This window comes from Klebsiella sp. CB_Kp196 (assembly GCF_040061575.1).
GTDB lineage: Bacteria > Pseudomonadota > Gammaproteobacteria > Enterobacterales > Enterobacteriaceae > Klebsiella > Klebsiella michiganensis.
In genome coordinates this window covers 54,054-73,460 of sequence record NZ_JBEAFH010000040.1, presented here as the reverse complement: position 1 = coordinate 73,460, position 19,407 = coordinate 54,054, and the positions used below count along the sequence as shown (strand labels likewise).

The following is a 19,407-nucleotide window of genomic DNA, read 5'->3' as shown; positions in this document are numbered from 1 at the left end:
TTATACATCGACGCGGTTTCCCCCCGGCTCGCGCTGCGCTTAGCCGGGCTACGGGTGTGTGCGGTCTGCGGGCGGTAGCCCGGGTAAGGCGTTTACGCCGCCAGCCGGGAATACCCCATCTTACGCTTCGTCGTGCTCTTCCCACGCCAGCGCGCGTTTTACCGCTTTCTTCCAGCCGCTGTAGCGATAGTTACGCTCGGTGGTTTCAATCCCCGGACGGAACTCGCGTTCGATGACCGCTTTCTCCTGCAGTTCATCCAGGTTTTGCCAGAAACCGACCGCCAGACCGGCCAGATAGGCTGCACCCAGCGCGGTGACTTCGCGGACTTCCGGGCGTTCCACGCGGGTGCCGAGAATATCGGACTGGAACTGCATCAGGAAGTTGTTGGCGACCGCGCCGCCGTCAACGCGCAGGGCGTGCAGACGGATCCCGGAGTCAGCCTGCATCGCTTCCAGCACGTCGCGGGTCTGATAGGCAATCGACTCCAGGGTGGCGCGAATAATATGGTTGGAGTTCACGCCGCGGGTCAGGCCGAAGATCGCGCCGCGGGCATACGGGTCCCAGTACGGGGCGCCGAGGCCGGTAAACGCCGGAACGACGTACACGCCGTTGGTATCCTTCACTTTGGTGGCGAAATATTCGGAATCGAACGCGTCGCTAATCAGCTTCATCTCATCGCGCAGCCACTGAATAGAGGCGCCAGCCATAAACACCGCGCCTTCCAGCGCATAGTTCACCTCACCGCGCGGGCCGCAGGCGATAGTCGTCAGCAGGCCGTGCGTTGACGTCACCGCTTTCTCGCCGGTATTCATCAGCATAAAGCAGCCGGTACCGTAGGTGTTTTTCGCCATCCCCTCTTTCACGCACAGCTGGCCGAACAGCGCAGCCTGCTGGTCGCCGGCGATACCGGCGATCGGAATACGCGTCCCGCCTTTACCGCCGATGTTGGTCTGGCCGTACACTTCGGACGACTTGCGCACTTCCGGCAGCATGGCGCGCGGGATATCCAGCGCATCGAGCATTTTGTCGTCCCAGTCCAACTCGTGGATATTAAACAGCATGGTACGCGAGGCGTTAGTGTAGTCGGTTACGTGAACGCGTCCCTGGGTCATTTTCCAGATAAGCCAGGTGTCTACGGTACCGAACAGCAGCTCGCCGCGTTTAGCGCGTTCGCGCGCGCCTTCGACGTGGTCGAGGATCCACTTCACTTTGGTGCCGGAGAAGTAGGGGTCAACCACCAGGCCGGTGGCCTTGCGGATGTACTCTTCCATGCCGTCGCGCTTGAGCTGTTCGCAGATCTCGGCGGTACGGCGGCACTGCCAGACGATGGCGTTATAAATCGGCTTCCCGGTTTCGCGCTCCCACACGATGGCGGTTTCACGCTGGTTGGTGATGCCGATCGCCGCGATTTCATCGGAGCTGATATCGGCTTTTGCCAGCACTTCGACCAGCGTAGAGCTTTGCGATGCCCAGATCTCCATCGGGTCGTGTTCAACCCAGCCTGGACGCGGATAAATTTGTTCGAATTCTCGCTGAGAAACGCTGACGATATTGGCATCGTGATCCATTACCACGGCGCGGGAGCTGGTGGTGCCCTGGTCGAGCGCTACGATATATTTTTTGTCGGTCATAGTATGAGTCCCGTAGTCAGATTACAGCGAAGCTTTGTGTTGCGTCGTAGAGTGGGATGCAGCTTCTTTCTCTTCGACGACGCAGGTGTCGCAAGGCAGGTGGCGGCCAATCAGCTTGCGGTAGCAGAATGCGCCCAGCGCAGCACCGACGATTGGCGCACACAGCGGCACCAGGAAATAAGGAATATCTTTGCCGCCGGTGAAGGCGACGTTGCCCCAGCCTGCCAGCCAGGCGAAGGCTTTCGGTCCGATATCACGCGCCGGGTTCATGGCGAAGCCGGTCAGCGGGCCCATGGATGCGCCGATGACGGCGATCAGCAGACCAATCAGCAGCGGCGCCAGCGGGCCACGCGGCACGCCGTTACCATCGTCGGTCAGCGCCAGAATGACGCCCATCAGGATAGCGGTAATCACCATTTCTACCGCGAAGGCCTGCACAAAATTGATATGCGGATTCGGATAGGTGGAGAAAATGCCTGCCAGCTCGAGACTTTCGACGCTACCGCGCACCATATTGTGGGTATGTTCGAAATCGAAGAAAAGATTGTAATAAAGCCCGTAAACTAAAGCCGCAGCGCAAAAGGCGCCAGCGAATTGCGCAACGATAAATGGAACAACTTTACGACCGTCAAAGCAGGCGAACAGCCACAGCGCGATGGTGACCGCCGGGTTAAGGTGCGCACCGGAAACCCCTGCGGTCAGGTAAATCGCCATGGCGACGCCCAGACCCCAGATGATGCTGATTTCCCACTGACCGAAGCTGGCTCCCGCGACCTTAAGCGCAGCGACGCACCCAACGCCGAAAAAGATCAACAACCCGGTACCGAGGAACTCTGCGATGCACTGGCCTTTTAGTGTTGATGTTTGGCTCATAATCGAATCCTGAAGCGTAGTGATGATTATTGTATGTGTGAAGGTCGCAGGCGACCACGCTGCCATGTAGGCATAGTGTTAATTTATCGTTAACGAACAAAAACGAGAAATATCGAAATTCAAATGTGTGTACCACGTCAAGAAAATGAGCGTTTTCGCGCCATAAACGCGTGTTCGGCCTTTTGCGGGAGCGTTTCACCGCACATTTTTTTACGTGTTGATTAACAATTACGAAAAAGTACCGGGTAAAAGCGGCGAACGGACCAGGTAAAGGCTGAAAAGTGTTGCAAACCGCAATCTACGCGGGTTGTCGCTGGACAGGGGAGGCGGGGCTTCATACAATCGACTACATCACCACTGTAGTGCGCTAATTTTCGTTAAGGCGTCAACGCGTATACGAAACGGACGGTTTCTATCAACGCCTTGCAAGTTCAGGAGAGGTATGACGATGTCATTAGAAGTGTTTGAGAAATTAGAATCTAAAGTTCAGCAGGCGATTGATACCATCACTCTGTTACAGATGGAAATCGAAGAGCTGAAAGAGAAGAACAACACGCTGGCGCAGGAAGTACAGAGCGCGCAGCACAGCCGTGAAGAGCTTGAGCGTGAAAACGGTCAGCTGAAAGAACAGCAGCAGGGCTGGCAGGATCGTCTGCAGGCGCTGCTGGGCCGCATGGAAGAAGTCTGATGCTTCCCGCCCCCTCCCGTTCGGGAGGGGGCAAACTCTCCCCCGCTCTATATACTCACAAGTTATAGCCAATCTTTTTTTATTCTTTAATCATCAGTCCGCTTTCTGGCACGCTTAATCCATCACAACACTACATAAAGAGAGCGGTGCGATGAATAAGTGGGGCGTGGGGTTAACTCTGTTGCTGGCATCCGCCAGCGTTCTGGCAAAAGACATTCAACTATTAAACGTTTCTTACGATCCAACGCGCGAGCTGTACGAACAGTACAACAAAGCCTTTAGCGCGCACTGGAAACAAGAAACCGGCGACAACGTGGTGATTCGTCAGTCCCACGGCGGCTCCGGCAAACAGGCGACCTCGGTGATCAACGGCATTGAAGCCGACGTGGTGACCCTTGCGCTGGCCTATGACGTCGATGCGATTGCCGAGCGTGGCCGAATCGACAAAAACTGGCTGAAGCGTCTGCCGGATAACTCCGCGCCGTATACCTCAACCATCGTGTTCCTCGTACGCAAAGGCAACCCGAAGCAGATTCACGACTGGAACGACCTGATTAAACCGGGCGTGTCGGTGATTACCCCGAACCCGAAAAGCTCCGGCGGCGCGCGCTGGAACTATCTGGCGGCATGGGGCTATGCCCTGCACCAGAACAATGGCGATCAGGCGAAGGCGCAAGAGTTCGTAAAAGCGCTGTTTAAGAACGTCGAAGTACTGGATTCCGGCGCCCGTGGCGCGACCAACACCTTCGTGGAACGTGGGATCGGCGATGTGCTGATTGCCTGGGAAAACGAAGCCCTGCTGGCGACCAACGAACTGGGTAAAGACAAATTTGAGATCGTGACCCCGAGCGAATCGATTCTCGCCGAGCCGACGGTTTCCGTGGTGGATAAAGTGGTCGACAAGAAGGGCACTCGCCAGGTGGCGGAAGCGTATCTGAAGTACCTCTACTCGCCGGAAGGCCAGGAGATTGCGGCGAAGAACTTCTATCGTCCGCGCGATCCTGAGATAGCGAAAAAATACGCGAATGAGTTCCCGAAACTGAAGCTGTTCACCATCGATGACGTGTTTGGCGGCTGGACGAAAGCGCAGAAAGAGCACTTTTCCAACGGCGGCACCTTCGACCAGATCAACCAGCGTTAAATAGCCTCCCCTTATCCCCGCTTGCGCTGCGCTTAGCGGGGATACAACTCTTGTCGCCCGGACAGGCGTAAGCCGCGACCCGGGGCTGAGAAGTCTGGTAGCGCCGCCTCCGGGAAAACACACCGAACCTCTTCCTGTTTTCATTTGGTCATCAAACTGCGTTACTCTTCCGTTTCTGGCTGAGACAGGAAAAAATAATGCGAAGAGTACGATACCTTTTATTAGCGCTGCTGGTGGTCGTTGTGGCGGCGATGGCCGGCGGCTACTACTGGCTTCATTCCGGCAACCCTGATGCGTTGCGCAAAATTGTTCTGCAACAGTGCGTCCCCAATCAACAGCAGCACCAGAATCCCGCGCCCTGTGCGGAAGTGAACCTCAAGGGCGGCTATGTGCTGTTTAAAGACCGCAATGGCCCGCTGCAGTATCTGCTGATGCCGACTTACCGTATTAACGGCACCGAAAGTCCGCTGCTGCTTAATCCCCTGACGCCGAACTTCTTCTGGCAGGCCTGGCAGGGGCGCGAAATCATGAGCCAGCATCGTGGTTCCGCCGTATCGGATGACGCGGTCTCCTTGACCATCAACTCGCGCAGCGGACGCACGCAAAATCATTTCCATATCCATATCTCCTGCCTGCGTCCCGATGTCCGTACTCAGCTGGACAAGGACGCGCCCGCTATCAGCAGCCGCTGGTTGCCGCTGCCCGGTGGACTACTGGGCCACGAATATCTGGCGCGTCGGGTCACCGAAACGGAGCTGGCGCAGCGCAGTCCGTTCCTGATGCTGGCCGAAGAGGTGCCGGAAGCGCGTGAACATATGGGCCGTTTTGCGCTGGCGATGGCAAAGCAGAGCGATGGCTCGCTGGTGCTGCTGGCGACCGAGCGTAACCTGCTAACGCTTAATCGCGCATCGGCGGAAGAGATTCAGGATCACAGCTGCGCAATCCTGCAATAACCCCACCATATCTGGCGTTTACCTGTCTTATCGTCCGTCGTATTCTTGCTGAAAAAATCGACAGGAGACAGGTATGTCGCTCTGGTTGTCCCACCCTCTGTTCCTTCCTTCTATCATCGTCGGCATCACTATTCTCCTCTGGGCGACTTCGCTACTGCCGGAGTTTATGACCGCGCTGCTGTTTTTTGCCGCAGCGATGATCGCCAAAATCGCGCCGCCGGAGGTCATTTTCGGCGGCTTTGCCTCATCGGCGTTCTGGCTGGTGTTCAGCGGATTTGTGCTGGGGATCGCGATACGCAAAACCGGGCTGGCGGACAGGGCGGCCCGGTCGCTCTCGTCGCGGCTGACCGACTCCTGGCCGCTGATGGTCGGCAGCGTGGTGCTGCTCAGCTATGCGCTGGCGTTTGTGATGCCGTCCAATATGGGGCGTATCGCGCTGCTGATGCCGATTGTGGCGGCAATGGCCAGGCGTGCCGGCATTGAAGAGGGGACGCGCCCGTGGTTTGGCCTGGCGCTGGCGGTGGGGTTCGGGACTTTCCAGCTGTCTGCCACCATCCTGCCCGCCAACGTCCCGAATCTGGTGATGAGCGGCGCGGCGGAGGGATCGTATGGTATCCATTTGAATTATCTTCCCTATTTACTGCTGCATACGCCGGTGCTCGGCTGGCTCAAGGGGGCGGCGCTGATCGTGCTGATATGCTGGCTGTTCCCGGGGAAACCGCATCCGCCGCGCGATATGTCGCCGCTGCCGCCGATGAGCCGCGATGAGAAGCGCCTGGCGTGGCTGCTGGTGGTAGTGCTGACGCTCTGGGTGACGGAGAGCTGGCACGGCGTGGGGCCGGCCTGGACGGGGCTGGCGGCGGCGGTGATAACGCTGCTGCCGCGGGTCGGTTTTATCAGCGGCGAGGAGTTTTCCAGCGGCGTGAATATCCGCACCTGTATTTACGTCGCCGGGATTTTAGGGCTGGCTATCACCGTGACGCAAACCGGTATCGGCGGCGTGGTGGGGAATGCCCTGCTGCAGATTATGCCGCTGGATAAAGAGAGTCCGTTCACCAGCTTTCTCGCATTGACCGGCATTACCAGCGCGCTGAACTTTATCATGACCGCTAACGGCGTACCGGCGCTGTATACCACCTTCGCGCAGAGCTTCTCCGATGCGACCGGCTTCCCGCTGCTGAGCGTGATTATGATTCAGGTGCTGGGATACTCCACGCCGCTGCTGCCGTATCAGGCATCACCGATTGTGGTGGCAATGGGGCTGGGGAAAGTGCCTGCAAGGGCGGGAATGCTGCTGTGTATTGCGCTGGCGGCGGTAAGCTATTTGATTCTGCTGCCGCTGGACTACCTGTGGTATCAGGCGTTGGGGAAACTGTAGGCTGCACCGCTCGGGGATTTTCCCGGAACCTGGCCGGGCAACCGGGCGATAACCCCGGTTGCAAAGCGCGACCGGGGAAAGGCCTTAAAGCGAATTACGCTTTTTTCGCGGCTTCTGCTGCTTTAACGATCACCGCGAAAGCGTCAGCTTTCAGGGATGCGCCGCCAACCAGCGCGCCGTCGATGTCCGGCTGGGTGAACAGCTCTGCTGCGTTGCCCGCGTTAACGGAACCGCCGTACTGGATGATCACTTGTTCAGCCACTTTCGCATCGGCTTTAGCGATGTGGTCGCGAATGAATTTGTGTACAGCCTGAGCCTGAGCCGGGGTAGCGGATTTGCCGGTACCGATCGCCCATACGGGTTCATAAGCGATAACTGCGCCTTCGAACGCCGCCGCGCCCTGGGTTTTCAGAACGGCGTCGATTTGACGCGCGCACACTTCTTCCGTTTTGCCCGCTTCGTTTTCCGCTTCGGTTTCACCGATGCACAGAACCGGGATCAGACCCTGCTCTTTCAGTACCGCGAATTTCCTGGCGATAAACTCGTCGGACTCTTTGTGGTAGGTACGGCGCTCGGAGTGGCCGATGATGATGTATTCAGCGCCGATGTCTTTCAGCATTTCGGCAGAGGTTTCGCCAGTGAACGCGCCGGACAGGTTCAGGTCAACGTTCTGCGCGCCCAGGTGAATGTGGCTGCCCGCAGCGGCTTGTTTAGCCAGGTCGATGTACATCTCAGGCGGAGCAATGGCAACTGCACAGCCGGTTACGCCAGCCAGTTCGGTACGCAGGTTCGCGACCAGTTCGTTTACCATGTGGCGGCTGCCGTTCAGTTTCCAGTTACCCATCACTAAAGGATGTCGCATTTTTATTCTCCACGCTTTAAAGCGAATTAAGGAATATAGCCGCCCCCGCGGGCAGCATGGTCTGTGAAACAGTATAGAGATTCATCACTGGAAAGGCTTTGCTTTTTGTCATTTATTGTTGTTTTCCAGCGTTTCAGATAGCGCCAGCTTAATCGGTTCAACAGCGAAGGTCAGCCCCTTTTCGCCGTTGTCCGCCACAACATAGCGCACAGCACCTTCCGTTTCGGAGAAGTAACGTTTGCCTTTTCCGGCGGCCAGCAGTTTCTGCAGCTTCTGCTGGCTTTGCGTCAGGCTGAGCGTGGGCACGAACGCGCGCATCACGGCGCTCATATACTCCTGGGCTCTCGCTTTCGCCGCTTTCTGCTGCGGCCCCTGAATTGGTAGCCAGGTGATCTGCATCGATTTAATTTTGAGCGTGCCGCGTTCAAGCGCGGTCGACGCGTAGAGGTTCTCATTGATCTTCGTGGCGGCGCGGGTCAGGTTTGCCTGGTCTTTGCTGGCGGCGACGGCGCGAAATTCATTGAGCGATAGCTTCGGGTTATCGTTGTTGAATTTTTCCCGAAACTCGCTGATGGAAATATCAAAGGCCGGCGCGCCGGAGAGAAGATAGGGCGCCGTAGCGCTGGCGTCTGACTCGGCGGACAACGCTTTTTGGCCGACGGATAATGCCGCCAGCCCAATTAAACATAAGGTTGCCCACTTCTTCATGCCCATCTTCCCTTTTTTTATCTGCTGACGATTAAAACGAGAACCGTCACGCTTGTCAAAAAGTCACGCCTTCAGGGTAAACTACGTCGGTGATGATGATAAGGAATAAAACATGACCCTACAGCAGTGGCTATTCTCAATTAAAGGGCGGATTGGACGTCGCGACTTCTGGATCTGGATCGCTATCTGGATAATGACCATGAGCGCGCTGTTCACGCTGGCCGGTAGTAACCTTCTCAATTTACAGACGGCGGCTTTTATTCTGGTGTGCCTGCTGTGGCCGACGGCGGCGGTGACCATTAAACGCCTGCACGATCGGGGTAAATCCGGGCTCTGGGCGCTGCTGATGATTCTGGCGTGGATGCTGCTGGCGGGCAACTGGTCGATGCTGCCTGGGGTCTGGCAGTGGGGCGTCGGGCGGTTTATACCGACGCTGATTATCGTCATGATGCTGATCGACCTGGGCGCGTTTGTCGGTACCCAGGGCGCGAATAAGTTTGGTAAAGAGACGCTGGACGTGCGCTGGAAAGCGGAATCCTGATTACCAGTAGTGTTCGGCGGTCATATGACCCGGCCGGCGACGCAGGTGCTTGCTCATCTGCCGGGTCTCTTTCAGCAACTGCTGGGTGTCGCGCACCATCTGCGGGTTACCGCACAGCATGACGTGGCTGCTCTCGGCGTCCATCGGCAGGCCGACGGCCTCTTCCAGCGCGCCGGTTTCAATCAGGAACGGGATACGTCCCGTGAGCATGCCCGGCGCGGTTTCCCGGCTCACGACAGACTGGATGCGCAGTTTGCCCGCATAGCGCGCTTCCAGCGCCTGCATCTGCGGCAGATAGCTGAGGTCGGCGGCATAGCGCGCGGCGTGCACCAGTACCAGGTTTTTAAAGCGATCCAGGTCCTTCCCTTCTTCCAGAATCGACAGGTACGGGCCAATCGCTGTGCCGGTGGCGAGCATCCATAGGGTGTCGCAATCCGGCACCTCTTCCAGCACGAAGAAACCGGCGGCTTCGCTGACTACCTGGACTTCATCGCCCGGCTTCAGTGCCGCCAGCCGCGGACTGAGCTTGCCCTCCGGAACCGTCACCAGATAGAACTCAAGATCGGGGTTGCTGGGGGCGTTGACGTAGGAATAGGCGCGCTGCACGCGTTCTCCGTCTACGTCCAGCCCCAGTTTGGCAAACTGCCCAGCGGTGAAGGGCGCAACCGGCGCGTGAACGGTGAGGCTAAACAGTGCATCAGTCCAGTTCTGTACTTTTACCACTTTGCCCGTAACCCAGTTTGCCATAGCGACTCTCCTCTCAATCCTGTTAACGTATCTTCACCGCGACGAGAGCAGATTTCCAGCCCGAAAAGGCTGGAAAGCTCTATTGATCAAATGTTTTTACAGGATGTGCAGCTGAATATCCGGGTCTTTGCGATCGAGATAATGAATCGATTGAATACGGCGGATGGTGCGTGATTTACCGCGGATCAGCAGGGTTTCGGTGGTGGCCATATTGCCTTTACGGGTGATACCGTCCAGCAGATCGCCCTTGGTGATGCCGGTTGCCGAGAAAACCACGTTGTCGCTACGCGCCATATCGTCCAGGCGCAGCACTTTGCCTGCTTCAATGCCCATCGCCTGACAGCGTGCCAGCTCGTTTTCGCCGATGCGGCGATTCTCTTCGCTGTCGCCCTTCACATGGTGACGCGCCAGCAGACGGCCGTTCATATCGCCGTCCAGCGCGCGGATCACCGCAGCGGAAACGACGCCTTCCGGCGCGCCGCCGATACCGTACATGACGTCAACTTCGCTGTCCGGCATGCAGGTCAGAATAGAGGCGGCAACGTCGCCGTCGGGGATGGCGAACACGCGCACGCCCAGCTTTTGCAGCTCAACAATGACGTCGTCATGGCGCGGCTTGGCTAAGATGGTGACCGTTAATTCACTCAGCGGCTTATTCAGCGCGCGGGCGATGTTATGCAGGTTCTCCGCCAGCGGCAGGTTCAGATCGATGGTGCCCTTCGCTCCCGGGCCGACAATCAGCTTTTCCATGTACATATCCGGCGCATTCAGGAAACAGCCCTTATCGCCTACCGCCATGACCGCCAGCGCGTTCGCCTGGCCCATCGCCGTCATGCGGGTACCTTCGATAGGATCGACGGCGATATCTACCGCATCGCCGTGGCCGGTACCGACGCGCTCGCCAATGTACAGCATCGGCGCTTCGTCGATTTCGCCTTCGCCAATCACGATTGTGCCGTCGATGTTGATCAGGTTGAGCATAATGCGCATGGCGTTGACGGCGGCGCCGTCGGCGGTGTTTTTATCACCGCGGCCTAACCATTTGTAGCCTGCCAGCGCGGCGGCTTCGGTGACGCGCGAAAATTCGATGGCCAGTTCTCGTTTCATAATCCACTCATCTGAATAAAAATTATGCGCAGCGTGGCGAGATGACGTTCGCGCTACGCGTTGGAATAGCGTTCGGTTTCCGGCATCCAGCGCTCAATCAGCGCCTGGGCCTGCTGGGGATAGCGTTCGTGAATATGGCGGGCGATGCGCTGAACTTCCGGGATCATGGCCTGATCGCGCAATAAGTCCGCGACTTTAAATTCAGCGTTGCCGGTCTGACGGGTGCCGAGAAGCTCGCCGGGACCGCGAATTTCCAGGTCTTTTTGGGCGATGACGAAACCGTCATTGCTATCGCGCAGGACCTGCAGACGCTTCTGGGCGGTTTTTGACAGTGGCGATTTATAGAGCAGCACGCAGTGGGAGGCTACCGCACCGCGCCCGACGCGCCCTCGGAGCTGATGCAGCTGCGCCAGCCCCAGACGCTCCGGGTTTTCGATGATCATCAGGCTGGAGTTGGGCACGTCCACGCCGACTTCAATCACCGTGGTGGCGACCAGCAGATGCAGCTCGCCCTGCTTGAACGCGCTCATTACCGCCTGCTTCTCGGCGGATTTCATACGCCCGTGCACCAGGCCGATATTCAGCTCCGGCAGGGCGAGTTTCAGCTCTTCCCAGGTGGCTTCCGCCGCCTGAGCTTCCAGCAGATCCGACTCTTCAATCAGCGTACAAACCCAGTAGGCCTGGCGGCCTTCGTGAGTGCAGGCGTGACGAACGCGGTCAATAATATCGCTGCGTCGCGTATCCGGAATGGCCACCGTCGTAACCGGCGTTCGGCCCGGCGGCAGTTCATCGATGACCGAGGTGTCGAGGTCGGCATACGCGGTCATCGCCAGGGTGCGCGGAATCGGCGTGGCGGTCATAATCAGCTGGTGCGGGTGAAATCCCTGCTGTTGCCCTTTCTCCCACAGCGCCAGCCGCTGATGGACGCCAAAACGGTGCTGCTCGTCGATAATCACCAACGCGAGGCCGTTAAACTGGACCTGCTCCTGAAAGATGGCGTGGGTGCCGACAATCATCTGTACCTGTCCGCTGGCGATAGCCTCCTGCTGCGCCAGGCGCGCTTTGCCTTTTTGTTTGCCAGCCAGCCAGCCCACCTCAACGCCCAGCGGTTCGAACCAGCTGCGGAAGTTATTGGCGTGCTGTTCAGCCAGCAGCTCGGTCGGCGCCATCAGCGCTACCTGTTTGCCGTGGGCGATGGCGCGCAGGGCGGCAAGCGCGGCGACCAGGGTTTTACCGGAGCCCACGTCCCCCTGCACCAGACGCATCATCGGCACGTCCAGCGCCATATCGCGTTCGATTTCAGCCGTGACGCGCGCCTGCGCGCCGGTCGGCGTAAAGGGGAGGGAGGCCAGCAGTTTATCTTTTAGCGTGTCGTTAGCGCTGAGCGCGAGGGAGTGGTAGCGCTGGGCGCCTGCCCGCAGCGCCAGCATGCTGAGGTTATGCGCCAGCAGCTCTTCCAGGATTAAGCGCCGCTGAGCCGGATGTTTGCCGCTTTCCAGCTCGCTAAGCTGTAACGTGGGCGGCGGGCGATGCAGCGTGCGTAAGGCGTCCGGCAGGCTCATCATCCCCTGCGCCAGCTCAGGCGGCAGCAGCTCGGCGATCGCGCAGGTTTCAAGCAGCTCCAGCGCCTGGTCGGTGAGCTTACGCAGCGTAGCCTGCTTGATGCCTTCGGTGGTGGGATATACCGGGGTCAGCGTTTCCTGTAAATCAGGGGTACTCATGTCGCCCTGAACCCGATATTCCGGATGGATCATCTCCGCCCCGTGCTTACCGCGCTTTGCCTCACCGTAGGCCAGCACGCGGCGCCCGGTTGCCAGGCTATTTTTCATCGCCGCGCTGAAGTTAAAAAAGCGCATGGTGAGGATGCCGGAGCCGTCGCTTATCTGGCAGGTCATCATCCGGCGGCCGCCGAAAGTGATGTTGCAGTTGAGGACTTCGCCTTCAACGGTGGCGTAAACGCCGGGCAGCAGTTCGCCGATGTGATACAGATGGGTGCGGTCTTCGTAGCGTAGCGGCAGGTGCAGAAGCAGATCCTGTACCGTATGCAGGCCGATTTTTGCCAGCTTACTGCTCTGGGCCGCGCCAACGCCCGTCAGGGAATTGAGCGGCACCGCATCCAGCAGACGGCCCTGCATGATTACTTCGCCGCCTGCATGGTGGCCCACCACGCGGCATCGGCTTCGACTTCGCCCTGCTCGTTGACGTGGGGGTAGGGAAGTCCCTTGCGTTTAGCGACCTTCGCCAGCACCGGATAGCCGCCTTCAAACAGCAGGCGCTGCTGGTCTTCTTCCGGCAGCATACTGTTCTCGCGCCGGTACATGCCGGCATTCTGCCGCTGGCGCTGGGCTTCGTAGAGGATAAGCGCTGAGGCGACGGAAACGTTCAGCGACTGCACCATGCCAATCATCGGAATGATGATGTCCTGGTCCGCCAGGTCTAACGCTTCCTGCGTAATGCCGGTTTTCTCCTGCCCCATCAGGATACAGGTGGGACGGGTATAGTCGATTTCACGGAAATCGACGGCGTTATCAGAGAGATGGGTCGCCAGGATCTGCATGCCCTGGCCTTTTAAATGCGTGACAGCCTCGCCAATAGTACGGTGGGTTTTGACCTGCACCCAGCTATTGCTGCCGGCGGCCGCGGAGGCCATGGTACGCATACGGCTACCTGGCCAGATGGCGTGCACTTCATGCACGCCAACGGCGTCTGCGGTACGAATGACCGCAGAGACGTTATGAGGCTTATGGACCTGCTCCATGCAGACTGTCAGGTCAGGCTGGCGCCTGGCGAGCATCTCGCAGATACGCGCATAACGCTGTAAATTCATGATACTTCCATCCTTCGAATGACTCTTTAATCGCTGCGGATTACGCGGCCCATTCCTGGGCCTTGCCCTTTACGGGGCCGCTGTAAGCAGCGTTCAAATCTGCTCCCGGCAGATTTGTCATTCGCTTGCCGCCTTGACGCAATTCGAATGATTTTGTGGAAGAGCTAGTTTCGGTTACGGGTGACTTTTATTACATCCGGCATGACGCGAATTTTGCGCATGATATTCGCCAGATGCACGCGGTCGCGCGCGGTAAGGCGAATAAAGGCGCTGTAAACGCGGCCATCTTTCTCTTCCGTATTCAGGCTTTGAATATTGGAAGAAGCGGTGTTGATCGCCGCGGTAAGATTCGCCAGGGCACCCTGATGGTTGAACATATCCACCTTGATTTCGGTGATAAATTCCTGCGCTGTCTCTTTGTCCCACTCGACCGCCATAAATTTCTCCGGCTCTTTCTGATAGCCGCGAATGTTACGACAGGACTCATGGTGAATAACCAGGCCTTTGCCCGGGCTGACGTGCGCGATAATCGGGTCGCCGGGGATCGGGCGGCAGCATTTGGCGAAGGTGATCAGCACGCCATCCGCGCCTTTAATCGGCAGATGATTATGGCCGACAGGCGCTGGCTGTACAGGCACGGCGGTGGTTTCACCCTGCTGCAGGTTTTTTGCTACCACGACGCTCATGGCGTTGCCGAGGCCGATTTCGGCCAGCAGATCGTCAAGCGTGGTCAGCTTCATGCGCTCAAGTTCACGCTGAATGTTCTCTGGCGGGATCTCGGCCAGCTTGCGGCTACCGCCGAGGGCGTGATTGAGCAGGCGGCGCCCGAGGCTTACGGAGTCGTCGCGCTTAAGATTTTTCAGCAGCTGGCGAATTTTGGCGCGCGCTTTCGAGCTGACGACAAAGTTCAGCCATGCGGCGTTCGGACGTGCGCCCGGCGCGGTGATGATTTCCACCGTCTGGCCGCTGGAGAGCGACTGCGACAGCGGATACGGCTGGCGGTCGACGCGGGCGCCGACGCAGGCATGGCCGATGTCGGTATGCACCGCGTAGGCGAAATCCACCGGCGTCGCGCCGGCGGGCAGTTCGACAATGCGCCCTTCCGGGGTGAAAACGTAAATCTCATCCGGGAACAGATCGGATTTCACGCTCTCAATAAATTCAAATGAACTACCGGCGCTCTGCTGGAGCTCCAGCAGGCTCTGCATCCAGCGCTGGGCACGGATTTGCGCCGTGGTGCTGCTCTCGCCGCCGTGCTCTTTATAAGCCCAGTGCGCCGCCACCCCCATTTCCGCCATCTGGTCCATGTCTTCGGTACGAATTTGTACCTCAACCGGGACGCCGTGCGGGCCGATCATCGAGGTGTGCAAAGATTGATAGCCGTTCGCCTTTGGAATGGCAATATAGTCTTTGACGCGACCCGGACGCGGCTTGTAAAGGCTGTGCATCTGGCCAAGCACGCGGTAGCAGGTGTCGGAATCATGGACAATCACGCGGAAAGCGTAGATATCCATAATCGAGTGAAAGCGCTGCTCTTTGAGCACCATCTTGCAGTAGATGGAGTACAAATGCTTTTCGCGACCGCTAACGCGACAGGGAATTCCCGCTTCCTGCAGGCGCCCTTCGATTTCGGAGAGGATCTTTTGAATCATCTCCTTACGGTTGCCGCGCGCCGCTTTAACCACCTCTTTAATGACGCGGTAGCGGTTAGGATACAGCGCCTCAAAGCCCAGCTCTTCGAGCTCGGTTTTGATGTGATGGATACCTAAACGGTGCGCCAGAGGGCTGTAGATCTCCAGCGTTTCGCGGGCGATGCGGCGGCGCTTGTCCGGGCGCAATGAGCCCAGCGTGCGCATGTTATGGGTGCGGTCAGCGAGCTTGATAAGGATGACGCGGATATCCTGCACCATCGCCATAATCATTTTGCGAAAGTTTTCAGCCTGGGCCTCTTTCTTGTCGCGAAACTTAAGCTTATCAAGTTTTGACACCCCCTCTACCAGTTCAGCAACGCTTTTACCGAAAAGCTGCTCCATGTCCTGGTAGGTGGCGGGGGTATCTTCTATCACGTCGTGCAGCAGAGCGGCCATCAGCGTTTCATGGTCGAGTTTCATCTCGGCCAGGATACAGGCTACCGCTACCGGGTGCGTGATATAGGGTTCACCGCTTGAACGTGTCTGGCCCTCGTGAGCGTCACGTGCAACGAGATAAGCCTGCCGAAGACGTTTAATTTGCTCTTCGGGCAGGTAGTTTTGAATCAGCTGATTCAGGCTTTCAAACAGATACAAGGGCGACCCGCAGTGTGATTAACGACGACCTTCAGCAATAGCGGTAACGGCTTGTAATTCAGCGGCTTCCTGCTCTTGCTGTTCCTGGCGCTCACGAACGTCGAGGATCTTGTTGTTGATCAGACCTTCTTCGATTTCGCGCAGTGCGATAACGGTAGTTTTATCGTTTTCTTCCGGTACCAGCGGATCCTTTCCGCCTACCTGCATCTGACGAGCGCGACGCGCGGCGACCAGTACCAGGTCAAAACGGTTACCAATTTTCTCTACAGCGTCCTGAACAGTTACGCGTGCCATACTTAAAATGCTCCACAGGTGAAGAAATGACTGGGCATGATACTGAATGTGGGTTCAGTCTGCCAACAGTTTGGTGATTAAAGCGCCATGTCGCTGCTTTTGGCGGCTCATGCGCAGACGTTCGGCGCGAATAATAATTTTCAGATCGCTCAGCGCGGTATCAAAATCATCATTCACAATCAGGTAATCATACTCCGCGTAATGGCTCATTTCTGCAACTGCCTGCGCCATACGTTTTGCGATAACCTCTTCGCTGTCCTGACCGCGGCCGCGCAGGCGACGATCAAGCTCATCTTTTGACGGCGGCAGGATAAAAATGCTGCGCGCGCCGGGCATTCTGTTGCGGATTTGCTGGGCGCCCTGCCAGTCGATATCAAGGAAGACGTCGACGCCGGTCGCCAGTACCTGCTCGATAGCTTCGCGCGAGGTGCCGTAATAGTTGCCAAAGACTTCTGCATGTTCAAGAAAAGCGTCTTCGCCAATCATCGTCCTGAATTCGTCGTGATTCACAAAGAAATAGTGTTCACCGTGCACTTCACCCGGGCGCGGAGCGCGCGTGGTATGCGAAACAGAAACCTGAGAGTCGTACAACGGTTGGGTTTTTAATAAAGCCTGAATCAGGCTGGATTTACCCGCGCCGCTAGGGGCGGAAACAATATAAAGCGTGCCTTGAGCCATGAGTGTCTTTTGTATGTGGTGGTCGAAATAGAGCTTACATACGAGCCTATTATACACGGCGGCGCAGCGTGACGCAGTCCCTGTCACACTTTTTGCGTTCTTTCTTTCATTTTGCTTGCTGTTTTCCTGATTTCTCCGTGCGTTGCAGAAACAACGCAGAAAAGCCGGAAGCATGCTCGCAGCGTTAAAAATCCCCTCTCGCCGATGAAAATAAGCCTGCGGCACAATTGCCGACGAGAAAACAGGAGGGCATCGCGATGCAAAAAGGAGTCTGGGCGCTGGTGCTGTGGATGCTGGTGGGATACGGGCAGGCAGCCTGCCCCGAATGGCCGCAGGCCAGGGCCGATCGGGAGATTGAACGTCTCAGCCAGCAGATAACGGAATGGAAAAACGCCTACTGGCAGCAGGGGAGCAGTACGGTAAGCGATGAGGTCTATGATCAGCTTGCGGAGCGGCTGGCTTACTGGCGGCGCTGCTTCACCGGCGAGGCTCCCGCTCACGATGCGTCTCCTCCCCTAAAAGGGGAGGCCAGACATCCGGTGGCGCACACCGGCGTGCGTAAACTGGCAAATCAAGCCGACGTGGCGCGCTGGATGCGCGGTCAATCCGGCCTGTGGGTACAGCCTAAAGTCGATGGCGTCGCGGTCACGCTCGTGTATCGGCAGGGGCGTCTGACCCAGGCGATAAGCCGGGGTAATGGCCTGGCCGGGGAAGACTGGACGGCCAGGGTCTTGCAGATCCCCTCCGTGCCTAAAGTCTCTGACGGCGTACTGGCGAATAGCGTTCTACAGGGTGAGCTGTTCCTGCTCCGCGAGGGGCACGTGCAAAAACAGATGGGCGGCATGAACGCGCGGGCAAAAGTTGCCGGCATGATGATGCGCCAGCAGGCTGCGGCGGATCTTAATCAACTGGGTCTCTTTATCTGGGCATGGCCCGATGGGCCGCAGGATATGAAACAGCGGCTGGCGCTGCTGCGGCAGGGCGGCTTTCTTTACAGCGCGCTTTTTTCGCACCCTGTCGCGGATGCGCAACAGGTTCAACAGTGGCGCCAGCGCTGGTTCACTTCACCGCTGCCTTTTGCCAGCGATGGCGTCGTAGTGCGGCGGGAAAAAGCATCTCCCGGACGCTTCTGGGTTCCGGGTCAGGGCGATTGGGTCATCGCCTGGAAATACCCGCCCGCCTCACGCGTCATGGAGGTTCGCCGTATCAGCTTTAGCGTCGGGCGCAGCGGTAAAATAGCCGTGGTGGCGCATCTGGAGCCGCAGATGCTGGACGATAAGCGCGTGCAGCGGGTGAGCGTCGGTTCGGTATCCCGCTGGTACAATCTGGATATCGGTATTGGCGACCAGCTGCAAATCAGCCTTGCCGGGCAGGGAATACCGCGCATCGATTCGGTCGTCTGGCGCACGGCTCAGCGTAATAAACCCCAGCCACCGGCGGCGCGTTTCAATGCCTTAACCTGCTATTTTGTCACGCCCGAGTGTGCGGAACAGTTTCTTTCGCGGCTGGTCTGGCTCTCATCCCGATCGGTTCTCGATATTGACGGCGTGGGAGAAGCGCTATGGCGGGCCCTGCATGACGCGCGCAGCATGGAGCATCTCTTTTCATGGCTGGCGTTTACGCCGGAGCGGCTGCAAGCTATACCGGGGGTCTCGACGCAGCGCGGGCAGAGGCTGTGGCATCAGTTCAATCTTGCGCGCGAACGGCCTTTTCTACGCTGGATCCAGGCGATGGGAGTCCCTATACCGAAGACGGCGTTTGCCCGGCTGAAGGAGGATGACTGGCAACGGATGCAGGAGCGAAACGAAGAGCAGTGGCGGCGCCTGCCGGGGATCGGGGCGGAAAGAGCGCGGCAGCTGGTGACGTTCTTACATCACCCGGATGTTGCCGCACTGGCGAAGTGGCTAAGCGGGCAACGCGTTCCGGGATTCTGAAAGCATTAATGTGCGCTATGGTTGTAGTTAAATACCGGCAGGCCCAGCTTCCAGCGCAGCGCCAGCATGCGGGCGGTAAAGCCGAACAGCAGGGTGGAGATCACCACCACATCGTGGCTGCTGACGTAATGCTGAAGCGCGATGTATAAAATCGCGGCGGCGAATGACACCCCGGCGTAAAGCTCTTTCTGGAACACCAGCGGGATACGCTTGCAGAACATATCGCGCAGCACGCCGCCAAAAACGCCGGTGATGACGGCGGCAATGGAGGCGATGACCGGGCCCTGGCCCATATCCAGCGCGATCTGGGCGCCAATGATAGAGAACACGATCAGGCCGAGCGCATCAAGCACCAGAAACAGACGGCGCAGATGCGGCATCACCGGCGCGGCAATCGTGGTCAGGACCGCAGCAATGGCGACAATAATGACGTACTCGGGGTGCTGCACCCAGCCCAGAGGATAGTGGCCGAGCAGAATATCGCGCACTGAACCGCCTCCGAGAGCCGTCGCGGTGGCAATGATAATGACGCCAAACGTATCCATACGGCGGCGCCCGGCAGCCAGCGCGCCGGTCATGGCTTCCGCCGTAATCCCAATCAGATAAAGAATATGAAGCAGCATAAATCCCCCACGGTGATGGCGGAAGGTTAACGATTTGTGCGCAAGATCACGATTGAGATTTTCTAAAGTGAATGAATTTAACCTGATTAAACTAATGCACGATCGGTTTAAATCGGCTGAATTTAACGGTTCATTT

At 57.9% G+C, this 19,407-nt stretch carries 18 protein-coding genes; 6 read left to right on the top strand and 12 right to left on the bottom strand.

Annotated features, from left to right (window positions below):
* Window positions 1-120: 120 nt before the first annotated feature.
* Both glpK and ABLU87_RS12115 read right to left on the bottom strand, forming a co-directional pair.
* On the bottom strand, window positions 121-1,632 hold the full coding sequence (glpK, locus tag ABLU87_RS12120) for a glycerol kinase GlpK (protein ID WP_004126722.1): 1,512 nt from the start codon (window positions 1,630-1,632) through the stop codon (window positions 121-123).
* A gap of 21 nt (window positions 1,633-1,653) precedes the next feature.
* The gene (locus ABLU87_RS12115; RefSeq protein ID WP_048262751.1) at window positions 1,654-2,505 is read right to left on the bottom strand and encodes an MIP/aquaporin family protein; all 852 of its coding nucleotides are present in this window, start codon (window positions 2,503-2,505) and stop codon (window positions 1,654-1,656) included.
* Window positions 2,506-2,947: 442 nt separating this feature from the next.
* Here ABLU87_RS12115 and zapB point away from each other — a divergent pair, with 442 nt between their 5' ends.
* From zapB to ABLU87_RS12095, 4 genes are all read left to right on the top strand, one after another.
* Window positions 2,948-3,193 (top strand): septal ring assembly protein ZapB, encoded by a 246-nt coding sequence (gene zapB / locus ABLU87_RS12110; protein ID WP_009652751.1) that lies wholly within the window; start codon window positions 2,948-2,950, stop codon window positions 3,191-3,193.
* Between the two features lie 151 nt (window positions 3,194-3,344).
* Window positions 3,345-4,334 carry a sulfate ABC transporter substrate-binding protein gene (locus tag ABLU87_RS12105; RefSeq protein WP_004126718.1) on the top strand — a complete coding sequence of 330 codons (990 nt, stop codon included), beginning with the start codon at window positions 3,345-3,347 and terminating at the stop codon, window positions 4,332-4,334.
* 197 nt (window positions 4,335-4,531) lie between these two features.
* Window positions 4,532-5,287, top strand: a complete 756-nt coding sequence (locus tag ABLU87_RS12100) for a CDP-diacylglycerol diphosphatase (protein WP_009652756.1) — start codon at window positions 4,532-4,534, stop codon at window positions 5,285-5,287.
* 73 nt (window positions 5,288-5,360) lie between these two features.
* On the top strand, window positions 5,361-6,665 hold the full coding sequence (locus tag ABLU87_RS12095; protein ID WP_042946118.1) for an SLC13 family permease: 1,305 nt from the start codon (window positions 5,361-5,363) through the stop codon (window positions 6,663-6,665).
* A 94-nt stretch (window positions 6,666-6,759) separates the two neighbouring features.
* Here ABLU87_RS12095 and tpiA read toward each other — a convergent pair whose 3' ends face one another.
* Window positions 6,760-7,527, bottom strand: coding sequence for a triose-phosphate isomerase (gene tpiA, locus ABLU87_RS12090; RefSeq protein ID WP_004855521.1), 768 nt, complete (start codon window positions 7,525-7,527; stop codon window positions 6,760-6,762).
* Window positions 7,528-7,635: 108 nt separating this feature from the next.
* Complete coding sequence (locus ABLU87_RS12085) at window positions 7,636-8,235, bottom strand: DUF1454 family protein (RefSeq protein ID WP_122116742.1); 600 nt, start codon at window positions 8,233-8,235, stop codon at window positions 7,636-7,638.
* 112 nt (window positions 8,236-8,347) lie between these two features.
* On the opposite strand from ABLU87_RS12085, the gene ABLU87_RS12080 reads away from it, so the two are divergent.
* The gene (locus ABLU87_RS12080; protein WP_004126694.1) at window positions 8,348-8,776 is read left to right on the top strand and encodes a DUF805 domain-containing protein; all 429 of its coding nucleotides are present in this window, start codon (window positions 8,348-8,350) and stop codon (window positions 8,774-8,776) included.
* On the opposite strand, the gene fpr is transcribed toward ABLU87_RS12080, so the two are convergent.
* The 7 genes from fpr to gmk all read right to left on the bottom strand — a co-directional run bounded on the left by fpr (window position 8,777) and on the right by gmk (window position 16,714).
* On the bottom strand, window positions 8,777-9,523 hold the full coding sequence (gene fpr, locus ABLU87_RS12075) for a ferredoxin--NADP(+) reductase (RefSeq protein WP_122116743.1): 747 nt from the start codon (window positions 9,521-9,523) through the stop codon (window positions 8,777-8,779).
* A gap of 96 nt (window positions 9,524-9,619) precedes the next feature.
* Window positions 9,620-10,630 (bottom strand): class II fructose-bisphosphatase, encoded by a 1,011-nt coding sequence (gene glpX, locus ABLU87_RS12070; RefSeq protein ID WP_014227259.1) that lies wholly within the window; start codon window positions 10,628-10,630, stop codon window positions 9,620-9,622.
* A gap of 53 nt (window positions 10,631-10,683) precedes the next feature.
* On the bottom strand, window positions 10,684-12,765 hold the full coding sequence (recG, locus tag ABLU87_RS12065; protein ID WP_122116744.1) for an ATP-dependent DNA helicase RecG: 2,082 nt from the start codon (window positions 12,763-12,765) through the stop codon (window positions 10,684-10,686).
* Between the two features lie 2 nt (window positions 12,766-12,767).
* Window positions 12,768-13,457 (bottom strand): tRNA (guanosine(18)-2'-O)-methyltransferase TrmH, encoded by a 690-nt coding sequence (trmH, locus tag ABLU87_RS12060; protein WP_004855515.1) that lies wholly within the window; start codon window positions 13,455-13,457, stop codon window positions 12,768-12,770.
* Window positions 13,458-13,621: 164 nt separating this feature from the next.
* Window positions 13,622-15,742: a bifunctional GTP diphosphokinase/guanosine-3',5'-bis pyrophosphate 3'-pyrophosphohydrolase gene (gene spoT, locus ABLU87_RS12055; protein WP_004855514.1), complete on the bottom strand. Its 2,121-nt coding sequence runs from the start codon at window positions 15,740-15,742 to the stop codon at window positions 13,622-13,624.
* A gap of 18 nt (window positions 15,743-15,760) precedes the next feature.
* Complete coding sequence (gene rpoZ / locus ABLU87_RS12050; protein ID WP_004106927.1) at window positions 15,761-16,036, bottom strand: DNA-directed RNA polymerase subunit omega; 276 nt, start codon at window positions 16,034-16,036, stop codon at window positions 15,761-15,763.
* Between the two features lie 54 nt (window positions 16,037-16,090).
* On the bottom strand, window positions 16,091-16,714 hold the full coding sequence (gmk, locus tag ABLU87_RS12045; RefSeq protein ID WP_004106926.1) for a guanylate kinase: 624 nt from the start codon (window positions 16,712-16,714) through the stop codon (window positions 16,091-16,093).
* A 257-nt stretch (window positions 16,715-16,971) separates the two neighbouring features.
* Here gmk and ligB point away from each other — a divergent pair, with 257 nt between their 5' ends.
* Complete coding sequence (gene ligB, locus ABLU87_RS12040; RefSeq protein ID WP_038423865.1) at window positions 16,972-18,648, top strand: NAD-dependent DNA ligase LigB; 1,677 nt, start codon at window positions 16,972-16,974, stop codon at window positions 18,646-18,648.
* A 5-nt stretch (window positions 18,649-18,653) separates the two neighbouring features.
* On the opposite strand, the gene ABLU87_RS12035 is transcribed toward ligB, so the two are convergent.
* A complete protein-coding gene (locus tag ABLU87_RS12035; protein WP_014839797.1) occupies window positions 18,654-19,271 on the bottom strand; it encodes a trimeric intracellular cation channel family protein in 618 nt (205 codons plus the stop codon).
* Between the last annotated feature and the right edge of the window lie 136 nt (window positions 19,272-19,407).